The following is a 13,675-nucleotide window of genomic DNA, read 5'->3' on the forward strand; positions in this document are numbered from 1 at the left end:
TGTGTTTTCACACAGTCTGCGAAGGCTCCGTTCTTTTATGCAACCAACCTGAAATCAGGCCAGTTTCTTGTGCCGTACGCGGTGCGGCTGAGTAGCCGCTTCGCCGAGGCGTTTGCGACGATCGGCTTCGTATTCGGTGTAGTTGCCTTCGAAGAACACCGCTTGCGAGTCGTCTTCGTACGCCAGGATGTGAGTCGCGACGCGGTCAAGGAACCACCGATCGTGAGAGATCACAATGGCAGCGCCCGGGAAGTCCAGCAGGGCTTCTTCCAGGGAACGCAGGGTTTCAACGTCGAGGTCGTTGGACGGTTCGTCGAGCAGCAGGACGTTGCCGCCCTCTTTCAGGGTCAGGGCCAGGTGCAAGCGACCGCGCTCACCACCGGACAGGTCCTTGACGAACTTCTGCTGATCGCCGCCCTTGAAGTTGAAGCGACCGACGTAGGTACGCGACGGGATCTCGTAGTTGCCGATGCGGATCTGATCCGAACCGTCGGAGATTTGCTGGAACACAGTCTTGCTGCCGTCCAGGTCTTCGCGGCTCTGGTCGACGCACGCCAGCTGCACGGTTTCGCCGACTTCGATGCTGCCCGAATCCGGTTGTTCCTTGCCCATCAGCATGCGGAACAGGGTCGATTTACCGGCACCGTTACCGCCGATCACGCCAACGATGGCGCCTTTAGGCATGGAGAACGACAGGTTGTCGATCAGCACGCGATCGCCATAACCCTTGGAAACGTTCTTGAATTCGATGACCTTGTCGCCCAGGCGTGGACCGGCCGGGATGTAGATCTCGTTGGTTTCGCTGCGCTTCTGGAATTCCTGCGATTGCATTTCTTCGAAGCGTTGCAGACGAGCCTTGGATTTGGACTGGCGGGCCTTGGCGCCTTTGCGCACCCACTCCAGTTCTTCCTTCATGGCTTTTTCGTGGGCCGACTGCTGCTTGGATTCGGCAGCCAGACGATCGGACTTGGCTTCGAGCCAACCCGAATAGTTGCCCTCGTACGGGATACCGGCGCCGCGGTCGAGCTCGAGGATCCAGCCGGCAACGTTGTCCAGGAAGTAACGGTCGTGCGTGATCGCGACCACTGTACCCGGGAAATCGTGCAGGAAGTGCTCCAGCCAGGCGACGGAATCGGCGTCCAGGTGGTTGGTCGGTTCGTCGAGCAGCAGCATGTCGGGGGCGGACAGCAGCAGGCGGCACAGGGCCACACGACGCTTCTCACCACCGGACAGGAATTCAACCTTGGCATCCCAGGCCGGCAGACGCAGCGCATCGGCGGCGACTTCCAGTTGGCGATCCAGGTTGTGACCGTCGCTGGCCTGCAGGATGGCTTCGAGCTTGGCCTGTTCTGCCGCCAGTTTGTCGAAGTCGGCATCTTCATCAGCGTAAGCCGCGTAGACCTCGTCCAGGCGAGCCTGGGCGTTCTTGATCACGCTGACCGCTTCCTCGACCACTTCACGCACGGTCTTGGTCGGGTCCAGGATCGGTTCTTGCGGCAGGTAGCCGATGTTCAGCTCCGGCATCGGACGGGCTTCGCCCTCGAACTCGGTGTCGACGCCCGCCATGATTTTCAGCAGCGTGGATTTACCCGAACCGTTAAGGCCGAGTACGCCAATCTTGGCGCCCGGGAAGAACGACAGCGAAATGTTTTTCAGGATTTCCCGCTTCGGCGGAACAACTTTACCCAGCCGATGCATGGTGAAGACGTATTGAGCCATGGAGAACCTAGGGTCAGTGAACGATGAATGATTGGGGCGCGGGCGATGCCCGGCCAGGCCGTGCGCGTCGTCCGATTGATAGGTATCAAAGCGTGCGCGCTGAAAAAGCCTGATTATAGGGGGCGTTCTCAATTAGTTTCCGCGCCGCGTTGTCGCCTTAAAGCGGGCCAGGCAAGGCGCAGGCCGCTGGGAATGGTTGTTCCCTTTCCAAGGCCTGCAACGCAGCCTGGCCCGCTTTAAGGCACAACCCGGAGGGCCGGGCCTGCTGTTGTGCAGGGCTGCGTTGCTCGAAGCTTATTTGGAACGACCAAACCACGCTTCTCGCGCCTTGCCCTGCACAACAGCAGACCCGGCGCGGCGCGGAAACTAATTGAGAATGCCCCCTACGAGCTGGAACGCTCCCGCGTAACCGGCAAAGCTACCTGATTGACGGAAGGCAGTCCAGCCGAGCGGGACTGGCACTTTGCCACAACTCAGGGCATGCTAGCCGCCCTCCGGGCGTCCGGCTTATAGTGCACGTCGCGCCAGTCCAGCCAAACCGCAGGATTACAGTTTGTCTAATGTCACTCCCTCATCGTCCGTGAGCGCACTCAATCCTGCGACCGGCTCACCCCTGCGTGGGTCCTTGAAGGGCGCGCTGGCGGCGCTCGTCCTTTTGTTGCTCGCGCTGCTGTTCTGGCAGTTGCTGGATCAGTTGCGTGAAACCCAACAACGCCAGCGCCAGTACACCATCGACTACACCGCCGATCTGGCCTCGCAAGTCAGCCTGAACATGGCGCTCAACGCCCAGATCGCCCTCAACCTGCTACCGATCGTCGAACAACCGCAAAGCGCCGACGAACAGCAGGCGCTGTTTCGCAAACTGCAAAAATCCTTGCCCGAGTTGCGCAGCCTCGCGTTGCTCAGCCCTTCCGGGAAAATCCTCACCGACAGCGCCGACAACAGCGACGATGCCGACTACCTGAGCGAACTGGTCCGGCGTAGTCACGCCCAGGCCCATTATTTCAGCAACGCCAATGACGGTTCGGTGGTGCATCTGCTGCTGCATCAAGCCAGCGGTAGCACCCGTGGCTACTGGGTTCTGCGCCTGACGCCGACATTTTTCTCGTCGCTGACCAAACAGAACGAAACCGGTATTCGCCCGCTTTGGGTGGTGGAAAACCGCGTCAATCACCAGATCATCAGCCGCGACGATGGGCAGCTCTCGGCCACTCCGGCGGTGATGACACCGGATGAGCTGGCCAACAGCGTGCTGACCGTGCCCCTGAGCAGCAGCGACTGGCAACTGCGCGGGTTGTTCGACCGGAAACGGGTGATCGAACAGCTGCTGCCGGCGTTCATCGGCAAATGCCTTCTGGGCCTGGCCTTCTCTCTACTGCCGTTCATCGCCCTGCTGAACATGCGCCGCCGCCAACGCCAGGTGCACGAAGGCCGTCGGCGTTACCAGGATATTTTCGAAGGCACCGGCGTCGCCTTGTGTGTACTCGACGTGTCCGGGCTCAAAAGCCTCTTCGACAAGGCTCAGCTGCACAGCAGCGAACAACTGAAGGCCTGGCTAGAGACACCGGAACAGCGCCAGCACCTGCTGCAGGAACTGCGCATCACCGAAGTCAACCTGGTCGCCCTGCAACTGCTCAACGTCAGCACGTGCGATCAAGCCTGGAAACTGCTGATCGACGGTAACCCGCAGGACGGCGCCGCCATCGGCAATCAGGTGCTCGACGCAGTACTCAACCAGCAGAAACAGCTTGAACTGGAAATCAAACTGCAAGACGCCAATGGCCGCGACCAGCACTTGTGGCTGGTCCTGCGTCTGCCGGAAGACCAGGATGACTATAAATCGGTGATCCTGAGCATTACCGACATCACCAGCCGCAAGCTTGTCGAACTGTCGCTGCTGGAGCGCGAAGGATTCTGGTCCGACGTGGTGCGCACCGTGCCGGATCATCTGTATGTGCAGGACGTGATCAGCCAGCGAATGATTTACAGCAACCACCACCTCGGCCAGACACTCGGTTACAACCGTACCGAACTGCACCAGATGGGCGAGTATTTCTGGGAAATTCTGCTGCACCCTGAAGATGCCGACTTCTACCACCGCTCGCGCCAAACCCAGCGCCAGGCCGGTTACAGACAATTGATGCAATGCCAGCTGCGCTTTCGCCACCGGGACGGTAAATGGCGGCGCTTCGACATCCGCGAACAGGCGCTGGCGCGGGACAAGCACGATCAGGTCACGCGGATCATCGGCGTGGCCAAGGACATTACCGATCAGATTGAAGCCAGTGAGTCCCTGCGCGACAGCGAGCAGCGTTACCGGATGCTCGCCGAAAGCATCAGCGACGTGATTTTCTCAACCGACAGCAAGATGGCGCTCAACTACGTCAGCCCGTCGGTGCAAGCCGTGCTGGGCTACGACGTCGAGTGGATTTTCCAGAACGGCTGGCAATCGACCATCGCCAACCCGCAACAGCTGACCGGCATCTACAGCCTGATGGACCGGGTCAGCAAAGCGCTGAACAAACCCGACCAACTGGCGCTGTTGCGCAGCCAGGTGCAGACCCAACTGTTTTTGTTCGACTGCCTGCGGGCCGACGGGCGCAAGATTCCTATCGAACTGCGGCTGGTGCTGGTCTGGGACGAACACGGTGCATTCGAAGGCGTACTGGGCGTCGGTCGCGACATCAGCCAGCAACGCCGGGCCGAAAAAGACCTGCGCATGGCCGCGACCGTATTTGAGCACTCGACCTCGGCGATCCTGATCACCGACCCGGCCGGCTACATCGTCCAGGCCAACGAAGCCTTTAGCCGTGTCAGCGGTTATGCGGTGGAGCAAGTGCTCGACCAGTTGCCGAACATGCTGACCGTCGACGATCAGCAGGAAGCCCATCTGCGTTATGTGCTCAAGCAATTGCATCAGCACAGCACGTGGGAAGGCGAAGTCTGGCTCAAACGACGCAATGGCGAGCATTATCCGGCCTGGGTCGGGATCACGGCGGTGCTGGATGACGAAGGTGATCTGGCCAGCTACGTGTGCTTTTTCAGCGACATCAGCGAACGCAAGGCCAGTGAACAGCGGATTCACCGCCTCGCCTATTACGACGCCCTGACCCACTTGCCCAACCGCACACTGTTCCAGGACCGCCTGCACACGGCGCTGCAATCGGCCGAGCGGCAGAAGTCCTGGGTGGTGCTGATGTTCCTCGACCTGGACCGCTTCAAACCGATCAATGACTCCCTGGGCCACGCCGCTGGCGATCGCATGCTCAAGGAAATGGCCACGCGCCTGCTCGGCTGTGTCGATGATGACGATACTGTGGCGCGCATGGGCGGCGATGAATTCACCTTGCTGCTGCAACCGCGGGCCAACCGTGAAATTGCCTTGAACCGGGCGATTCATGTGGCCGAACAGATTCTCGCCAGCCTGGTGAAACCGTTCGTGCTTGAAGGCCGCGAGTTCTTCGTCACCGCCAGTATCGGCATCGCCCTGAGCCCTCAGGACGGTAACGAACTCAGCCAGCTGATGAAAAACGCCGACACCGCGATGTATCACGCCAAGGAGCGTGGCAAGAACAACTTCCAGTTCTATCAGGCCGACATGAACGCCAGCGCCCTGGAGCGTCTGGAGCTGGAAAGCGATTTGCGTCACGCCCTGGAGCAGAACGAATTTGTCCTCTACTACCAACCGCAGTTCAGCGGCGATGGCAAACGCCTGACCGGCGCTGAAGCCTTGCTGCGCTGGCGCCATCCGCGACGCGGTCTGGTGCCGCCGGGAGACTTCATTCCGGTGCTCGAAGAACTCGGCCTGGTGGTGGATGTCGGCGACTGGGTGATCAGCGAGGCCTGCCGTCAGCTCAAGACCTGGCATCAGGCCAAGGTCCGGGTGCCGAAGGTGTCGGTGAACATTTCGGCCCGGCAATTCTCCGACGGCCAACTCGGGACGCGGATCGCCACCATCCTCAAGGAAACCGGCCTGCCGCCGGCATGCCTGGAGCTGGAACTGACCGAAAGTATCCTGATGCGCGAAGTCAGCGAAGCGATGCAGATTCTCGCCGGGCTGAAAAACCTCGGCCTGAGCATTGCGGTCGACGATTTCGGCACCGGTTACTCATCGCTCAACTACCTCAAGCAGTTCCCCATCGACGTGTTGAAAATCGACCGCACCTTCGTCGACGGACTGCCGTCGGGCGAGCAGGATGCACAGATTGCCCGCGCGATCATCGCCATGGCCCACAGCCTGAACCTGGCGGTTATCGCCGAGGGCGTGGAAACCCACGAGCAACTCGACTTCCTGCGTGAGCATGGTTGCGATGAGGTTCAGGGGTATCTGTTCGGCCGGCCGATGCCGGCGAACCGGTTTGAGGCACAGTTCAGCAATGATGCGCTGTTCATGTTCGATTGAAATCTTCAGCGCTGCTGATGGCCTCATCGCGAGCAAGCTCGCTCCCACAGGTTTTTTGGGTGTACACAAGATTTGTGATCACTGAAGATCCACTGTAGGAGTGAGCCTGCTCGCGATGAGGCCAGCATGATCACCGCTGATCCCGTCATGAAGCCCACTTGTCTGCGACATGATGTCCTTTCATATGCCATCTAAAACCCATTGGGTTAGAATGCCCCCCTTTTCTGCCCCGATCCTTGAGGACCGCCATGTTCAGCCGTGATTTGACTATTGCCAAGTACGACGCCGATCTCTTTGCCGCCATGGAGCAAGAAGCTCAGCGCCAGGAAGAGCACATTGAGCTGATCGCTTCGGAAAACTACACCAGCCCTGCGGTCATGGAAGCTCAAGGCTCGGTACTGACCAACAAGTACGCCGAAGGCTACCCGGGCAAGCGCTACTACGGTGGTTGCGAGTTCGTCGACGTGGTCGAGCAACTGGCCATCGACCGTGCAAAAGAACTGTTCGGCGCTGATTACGCCAACGTTCAACCGCACGCCGGTTCGCAAGCCAACAGCGCCGTTTACCTGGCCCTGCTGCAAGCGGGCGACACCATCCTGGGCATGAGCCTGGCGCACGGTGGTCACCTGACCCACGGTGCCAGCGTTTCCTCCTCCGGCAAGCTGTACAACGCCGTTCAGTACGGCATCGACGGCAACGGCCTGATTGACTACGACGAAGTCGAGCGTCTGGCGGTTGAACACAAGCCGAAAATGATCGTGGCCGGTTTCTCTGCCTACTCGCAGATCCTCGACTTCCCGCGCTTCCGCGAAATCGCCGACAAAGTTGGCGCCTACCTGTTCGTCGACATGGCCCACGTGGCTGGTCTGGTCGCCGCTGGCGTCTACCCGAACCCGGTGCCTTTCGCTGACGTCGTGACCACCACCACGCACAAGACCCTGCGCGGTCCACGTGGCGGCCTGATCCTGGCTCGCGCCAACGCCGACATCGAGAAGAAACTGAACTCCGCCGTATTCCCGGGCGCCCAGGGTGGCCCGCTGGAGCACGTGATCGCCGCCAAAGCGATCTGCTTCAAGGAAGCACTGCAACCTGAGTTCAAGACTTACCAGCAACAAGTGGTGAAAAACGCCCAGGCCATGGCCGGCGTGTTCATCGAGCGCGGTTACGACGTAGTGTCGGGCGGTACTCAGAACCACCTGTTCCTGCTGTCGCTGATCAAGCAGGAAATCTCCGGTAAAGACGCTGACGCCGCTCTGGGCAAAGCGTTCATCACCGTGAACAAGAACTCCGTGCCAAACGATCCACGCTCCCCGTTCGTCACCTCCGGCCTGCGCTTCGGTACTCCGGCTGTGACCACTCGTGGCTTCAAGGAAGCAGAGTGCAAAGAACTGGCCGGCTGGATCTGCGACATCCTGGCTGACCTGAACAACGAAGCGGTGATCGACGCCGTTCGTGAGAAGGTCAAGGCCATCTGCAAGAAGCTGCCGGTATACGGCGCTTAATTGCGACGTTAAAACCGCAGCATGAAAAACCGGCCAGTGATGGCCGGTTTTTTTTCGCCCGCCCGAAAGATCAAAAGATCGCAGCCTTCGGCAGCTCCTACAGGGAAACGCGAATCCCAATGTAGGAGCTGCCGAAGGTTCGGGCCGCGTTCGGACGATCTTTTGACCTTCAGCCACTGGTCAGACCGGTCATGCCAATTTCATTATTTTCACTTGTCATTCCGAAAAAACCGAGCGTAAACTGCGCCTGCACTGGACATACCGGTAAGACCACAATAATTAAGTCCTGAATCTGATGCGCGAAGCGCACGGCAGCCAGGACACCGACCAGGATTCCTCCCATGCTCAGATGGTGCTCGCGTTCAATCTTCCTCCAAGTGGTTCTCGGACTGGTGCTCGGCATCGTCTGCGGGCTGACCCTTCCTGAATACTCCGCCCAGCTCAAACCGCTCGGCGATGGCTTCATCAAACTGATCAAGATGCTCATCGGTCTGATCGTGTTCTGCGTAGTGGTCAGCGGCATCAGCGGTGCCGGCGACCTGAAGAAGGTCGGACGCATCGGCCTGAAATCGGTGATCTACTTCGAAATCCTGACCACCATCGCCCTGGTGATTGGTCTGGTGTTCGCTTTCACTACCGGCATCGGCAGCGGCGCGAACATTCATCTGGATCAGCTTTCTGCTGCCGACATGGGCGACATCGCCCAGCGTGGTCAGCACATGCAAACCACCTCCCAGTTCCTGATGAACCTGATCCCGACCTCGGTCATCGGCGCCTTCGCGGAGAACAACATTCTGCAAGTGCTGCTGTTTTCGGTGCTGTTCGGCAGTGCGCTGAACCTGGTGGGCGAAGCAGCCTCGGGGATTTCCCGGCTGATCAATGAGCTGAGCCACGTGATCTTCCGCATCATGGGCATGATCGTGCGTCTGGCGCCGATCGGCGTGTTCGGCGCCATCGCTTTCACCACCAGCAAATATGGCCTGGACTCGCTGCAACACCTGGGCAGTCTGGTTGGCCTGTTTTACCTGACCTGCGTGGCATTTGTGTCGCTGATTCTCGGCCTGGTGATGCGCCTTTCGGGCCTGAAGATGTGGCCGTTGCTCAAGTACCTGCGCGAAGAGCTGCTGATCGTGATGGGCACCGCTTCTTCCGACGCCGTGCTGCCACAAATCATGCGCAAGCTTGAGCATCTGGGCATCGGCAGTTCGACGGTCGGGCTGGTCATTCCGACCGGGTACTCGTTCAACCTGGACGGTTTCTCGATCTACCTGACCCTCGCCATCGTATTCATCGCCAATGCCACCGGCACGCCGCTGGCCATGACCGACCTGCTGACCATTCTGCTGGTGTCGTTGATCACCTCCAAAGGTGCCCATGGGATTCCCGGCTCGGCGCTGGTGATTCTCGCGGCGACACTGACGGCGATCCCGGCGATTCCGGTGGTCGGCCTGGTGCTGGTGTTGGCAGTGGACTGGTTCATGGGCATCGGCCGGGCGCTGACCAACCTGATCGGCAACTGCGTCGCTACCGTGGCCATCGCGCGCTGGGAAAAGGACATCGATATTCAACGGGCGAACAAAGTACTTTCTGGTCAGGTGGGTTATACCTTCCAGCCGAGAAAACCTGTCGGCCCGGCACATCAGCAGGAATTCTGAATAATCGCCGTGCCTGCCCACGGGCAGGCACGGTCATCAATCGTTTTGGATGCTCATGGAGCGAACAGTGATCACCTCGTCGACCGTTGTGAATTCAGTAGTGGAAAAACTCCGGGCCGCCTTGGCCCGTGGTCAGTGGCGCTCCGGCGAGATGCTGCCGGGGCAGCGTGAGCTGGCCGAACAACTGGGCATCAGCCGCCCGAGCCTGCGTGAAGCCGTCATCGTGCTGGAAACCCTCGGGCTGGTGCGCTCCATGCCGGGTAAAGGCGTGGTGGTGCTGGAGGCCAATCTCAGTGACAGCCAAAGCCACGACAGCGCAGTCGCCGGTGCGAGCCTGGAAGACGTGCTGCAACTGCGCTACACCCTCGAGCCGTTCATTGTCGGCCTGGTGGCGCAATCGATCAGCAGCAAGGAAGTCGGGCAGTTGCGCCTGACCTTGATGGACATGCGCGAAGCGCTGGAAGCCAACGACAGCGAAGCCGGGGTGAACGCCTACATCGCCTTCCACGAAGAGCTGTTCACGCTGACCTCGAACCCGATTTTTCAGAGTGTGGTGCAACAGACCAGCAACGCCCTCAAGCAAAGCGCCGACGTGCTGCGCAACTCCCCGGAGCATTTGGCTGAGCGCCTTGAGGAGAACGAAGCCGTGGTGCGCGCTATTCGCAGTAAAAACAGCGCCCAGGCCAGCGCCGAGATGCGTCGGCACATCCTTCGGGAAGGCCAGCGGATGGGCATCGAATTGAATATTCCGGACGACAACCTCGGCAGTTGAGTCCGCTTCGAACTGGAGACAGGCCATGAACAGCTTCGCCTCACCGCAAACCCTCACAGCCCTGCCCTTCCCGCGAACGAACACCGGGAAGCCGTCGGCGGATGATCTCTACTCACGGGTATTCGATGCCATTCTCGAACAGCGCATCGTCCCCGGCAGTCGTTTCACCGAAGAAAGCCTGGGGGAGATGTTCGGGGTGAGCCGCAGCAGCATCCGCCAGGTACTGACGCGCCTGTCTCATCAGCAGATCATCATCCTTCGCACCCATCATCGTCCCCGGGTCGCCGCGACAGATGTCGAGCAGACTCGGCAGACGCTTCACGCCCGGCGACTGACCGAACTCACGCTGGTACGGCTGGCCTGTCAGCAGCCCCGCCCGCAAGATCTGAATCGTCTGCGCGACTTGATCGATAGTGAGCGCCGGTGTCTGGAGCGCGATCAGCGTGGCCCGGCGATTCGGTTGTCCGGGGAGTTTCATTTGCAGTTGGCCGAAATGGCGGGGAATGCACCTTTGGCGCATTTTCTTGGCAGTCTGGTGCCGCTTACTTCACTGGCGATTGCGCAGTTTGATGCACAGGCCGAGGGTTATTGCGTGTGGCAGGCGCATGAGGGGATTCTGGATGCGGTTGAGCGTGGGGATGCTGTGATGGCGATGGCGTTGATGAACCGGCATCTGGATCATCTTGAGACGACATTGCTGAACGCTGGATCGGTTCCCAGCCCGAATCGTGCTGTCGGTTAAATCGCCATCGCGAGCAAGCTCGCTCCTACATTTGAAATGCATTCCCCTGTGGGAGTGAGCCTGCTCGCGATGACGGCATCAGGTCCGCTGAGAATGTCGGGGCTTACTCCCCCGCTACCCGTTCAAACCCCTCACGGATTTTCTCTTCCGGCAAATCATCGGCAATGAACACGATCACGCTTTCGCGCGTTTCATCGTCTGCCCATTCGGTGTCCCAATCGAATCCGTATAACTTCAACACGCCCTGAAACACCATGCGCCGCGGCTCGCCAAGGATGTTCAACACGCCTTTGTAGCGCAGCAATTGCTTGCCATGGTCTTCCAGCAGTTCGTTCATGAACTCGCTGAGTTTATCGATATCCAGCGGCTTGTCGGTGCGCAGCACCAGGCTGGAAATGCGGTCGATGGACGGTGCGTTGCTCACCGGGCGCAGGCTGACGCCGCCGCCCAGGTCGGCATTGAGATTGAAACCGCGCACGTCGAGTAATTCGGCCAGATCAATCTTGCCATGCTCGACCACGCGGATCGGTGCGCGACGGTTGATGCGGGTCAGGCGCTCGCTCAGCGCGGTAAAGGTCGCCTCGTCCACCAGATCGCGCTTGCTCACCAGCAAGCGGTCGGCGAAACCGATCTGCGCCTGGGCGATGGTTTGAGTCAGGTGAGTGTCAGCGTGCGCCGCATCGACCAGGGTAATGATGCCGTCGAGGATATAGCGCTCGCGCAACTCTTCATCGATGAAAAAGGTTTGGGCCACAGGTGCCGGGTCGGCCAGGCCGGTGCATTCGATCACCAAACGGTCGAAGGCGATTTCGCCGCTGTCCAGGCGCTCGAGCAGCAGGTACAACGCCTTGGTCAAATCGGTGTGGATGGTGCAGCAGACGCAGCCGTTGGACAGCGTCATCACTTGCACCGGTTCGTCGCCCAACAGTTGGGTGTCGATACCGGCGTCGCTGAATTCGTTCTCGATCACGGCGATTTTCAGGCCGTGTTCGGCTTTGAGCAGGTAGCGCAACAGCGTGGTTTTTCCCGCGCCGAGAAAGCCACTGAGGATTGTTACCGGGATGGGAGAGGACAAATGCAAGTCTCCTGTTGTCTCAAAATTGGAAAGCAACACAAAAACAAATGTGGGAGCGAGCCTGCTCGCGATGACGGTGTGTCAGTCAACATCAATGCTAACTGACAGTCCGTCATCGCGAGCAGGCTCGCTCCCACAGGGATTTCATCAAACCGGCTGTTGCATCAACAGCACTTCGGCCCACCCTTGCCACCGTAACGAGCCTCTTGGCGTTCCCGGAAGAACATCTCGTAGGTCATCACCGGTTTGTCCGGGTGTTTGGTTTGCATATGCTCGACGTAATTGTCGTAGTCGGGTATGCCGACCATCAGGCGCGCGGCCTGACCGAGGTATTTACCGAGGCGACTCAGGTCATTGAACATGCTGCATTCCTCGATTACGCATCCGGCAGAGCCTGGAATGGCGCTTCTTTATCCGTACGTTCTTTGCTGCCCCAGGCGGAAATACCGACCTTCAGCGCATAGAACAGGATACTGAATACCACGAACAGGAACAGCGCGGTCAGCGTTGCGTTGGTGTAGGCGTTGAAGATCACGTGCTGCATCTGCGTAATGTCCTTGGCCGGCGCGAGGATCTGACCGTTGGCCAGCGCATCGCTGTACTTCTTGGCCAGCGACAGGAAGCCGATCGCCGGGTTGGCATCGAACAGCTTGATGAAACCGGCGGTGGTGGTGCAGATCAGCAACCACACGGCAGGCAGCATGGTGACCCAGACATAACGCTGGCGTTTCATTTTGATCAGCACAACGGTGCCGAGCATCAGCGCGATACCGGCCAGCATCTGGTTGGAGATACCGAACAACGGCCACAAGGTGTTGATGCCACCCAGCGGATCGATCACGCCCTGGTACAGCAACCAACCCCACATCGCCACGCAACCGGCGGTGGCGATCAGGTTGGCGGTCCAGGATTCGGTGCGTTTCAGCGCCGGCACGAAGGAACCGAGCAAGTCCTGCAGCATGAAACGGCCAGCACGGGTCCCGGCGTCCACAGCTGTCAGGATGAACAGCGCTTCGAACAGAATCGCGAAGTGGTACCAGAACGCCATGGTGTTTTCACCCGGCAGGACACTGTGCAGGATCTGCGCGATACCGACCGCGAGGGTCGGCGCACCGCCGGCACGGGCCAGGACCGTGGTTTCACCGATGTCCTTGGCCACCGCTTGCAGCGCTTCCGGGGTGATTGCAAAGCCCCAGCTGCTGACGGTTTGTGCCACGGCCACCACGTCACCGCCGACGACTGCCGCCGGGCTGTTCATGGCGAAATACACGCCTGGCTCGATCACCGACGCAGCGACCATGGCCATGATGGCGACGAAAGACTCCATCAGCATGCCGCCGTAACCGATGTAACGGGCGTTGACCTCGTTATCCAACAGTTTCGGCGTGGTGCCGGAGGAGATCAGCGCGTGGAAACCCGAAACGGCGCCACAGGCGATGGTGATGAACAGGAACGGGAACAACCCGCCCTTCCACACCGGCCCGGTGCCATCGATGAACTGGGTCAATGCCGGCATTTTCAGCTCGGGCATGGTGATCAGGATGCCGATCGCCAGCGCTACGATGGTGCCGATTTTCAGGAACGTAGAGAGGTAGTCACGCGGGGCCAGAATCAGCCAGACCGGTAATGAGGCGGCCACGAAACCGTAACCGACCAGCATCCAGGTGATCTGCACGCCAGTGAAGCTGAACGCCTTGGCCCAGAACGGATCAGCGGCAATCTGCCCGCCGAGCCAGATCGAACCGAGCAGCAACAGCACGCCGACCACGGAGATTTCGCCGATGCGGCCCGGGCGGATGTAGCGCATG

The 13,675-nt window shown here is 59.8% G+C and carries 10 protein-coding genes; 5 read left to right on the forward strand and 5 right to left on the reverse strand.

Annotated elements, in window-relative coordinates:
* Positions 1-54: 54 nt before the first annotated feature.
* Positions 55-1,719: an energy-dependent translational throttle protein EttA gene (gene ettA / locus VD17_RS29320; protein ID WP_046056888.1), complete on the reverse strand. Its 1,665-nt coding sequence runs from the start codon at positions 1,717-1,719 to the stop codon at positions 55-57.
* A gap of 553 nt (positions 1,720-2,272) precedes the next feature.
* On the opposite strand from ettA, the gene VD17_RS29325 reads away from it, so the two are divergent.
* Positions 2,273-6,121 (forward strand): sensor domain-containing protein, encoded by a 3,849-nt coding sequence (locus VD17_RS29325; protein WP_046056889.1) that lies wholly within the window; start codon positions 2,273-2,275, stop codon positions 6,119-6,121.
* Positions 6,122-6,369: 248 nt separating this feature from the next.
* Entirely contained in the window at positions 6,370-7,623 is a 1,254-nt protein-coding gene (glyA, locus tag VD17_RS29330; protein ID WP_033054266.1) for a serine hydroxymethyltransferase, read from the forward strand.
* A 169-nt stretch (positions 7,624-7,792) separates the two neighbouring features.
* Here glyA and VD17_RS32385 read toward each other — a convergent pair whose 3' ends face one another.
* On the reverse strand, positions 7,793-7,966 hold the full coding sequence (locus VD17_RS32385; protein ID WP_185753252.1) for a hypothetical protein: 174 nt from the start codon (positions 7,964-7,966) through the stop codon (positions 7,793-7,795).
* On the opposite strand from VD17_RS32385, the gene VD17_RS29335 reads away from it, so the two are divergent.
* The 3 genes from VD17_RS29335 to VD17_RS29345 all read left to right on the forward strand — a co-directional run bounded on the left by VD17_RS29335 (position 7,965) and on the right by VD17_RS29345 (position 10,792).
* Positions 7,965-9,278 (forward strand): C4-dicarboxylate transporter DctA, encoded by a 1,314-nt coding sequence (locus VD17_RS29335; RefSeq protein WP_033054264.1) that lies wholly within the window; start codon positions 7,965-7,967, stop codon positions 9,276-9,278. The genes VD17_RS32385 and VD17_RS29335 overlap by 2 nt on opposite strands.
* A gap of 67 nt (positions 9,279-9,345) precedes the next feature.
* Positions 9,346-10,050, forward strand: a complete 705-nt coding sequence (locus VD17_RS29340) for a FadR/GntR family transcriptional regulator (RefSeq protein WP_033054262.1) — start codon at positions 9,346-9,348, stop codon at positions 10,048-10,050.
* Positions 10,051-10,075: 25 nt separating this feature from the next.
* On the forward strand, positions 10,076-10,792 hold the full coding sequence (locus VD17_RS29345) for a GntR family transcriptional regulator (protein ID WP_046056890.1): 717 nt from the start codon (positions 10,076-10,078) through the stop codon (positions 10,790-10,792).
* A gap of 103 nt (positions 10,793-10,895) precedes the next feature.
* On the opposite strand, the gene yjiA is transcribed toward VD17_RS29345, so the two are convergent.
* The 3 genes from yjiA to VD17_RS29360 form a co-directional block, all read right to left on the reverse strand.
* Complete coding sequence (gene yjiA, locus VD17_RS29350; RefSeq protein ID WP_046056891.1) at positions 10,896-11,867, reverse strand: GTPase; 972 nt, start codon at positions 11,865-11,867, stop codon at positions 10,896-10,898.
* Positions 11,868-12,031: 164 nt separating this feature from the next.
* A complete protein-coding gene (locus VD17_RS29355; protein ID WP_046056892.1) occupies positions 12,032-12,229 on the reverse strand; it encodes a YbdD/YjiX family protein in 198 nt (65 codons plus the stop codon).
* A gap of 14 nt (positions 12,230-12,243) precedes the next feature.
* The coding region (locus VD17_RS29360; RefSeq protein ID WP_046056893.1) for a carbon starvation CstA family protein at positions 12,244-13,675 on the reverse strand (1,432 nt) is incomplete at its 5' end.

It is taken from the genome of Pseudomonas fluorescens, from assembly GCF_000968015.1.
GTDB lineage: Bacteria > Pseudomonadota > Gammaproteobacteria > Pseudomonadales > Pseudomonadaceae > Aquipseudomonas > Aquipseudomonas fluorescens_W.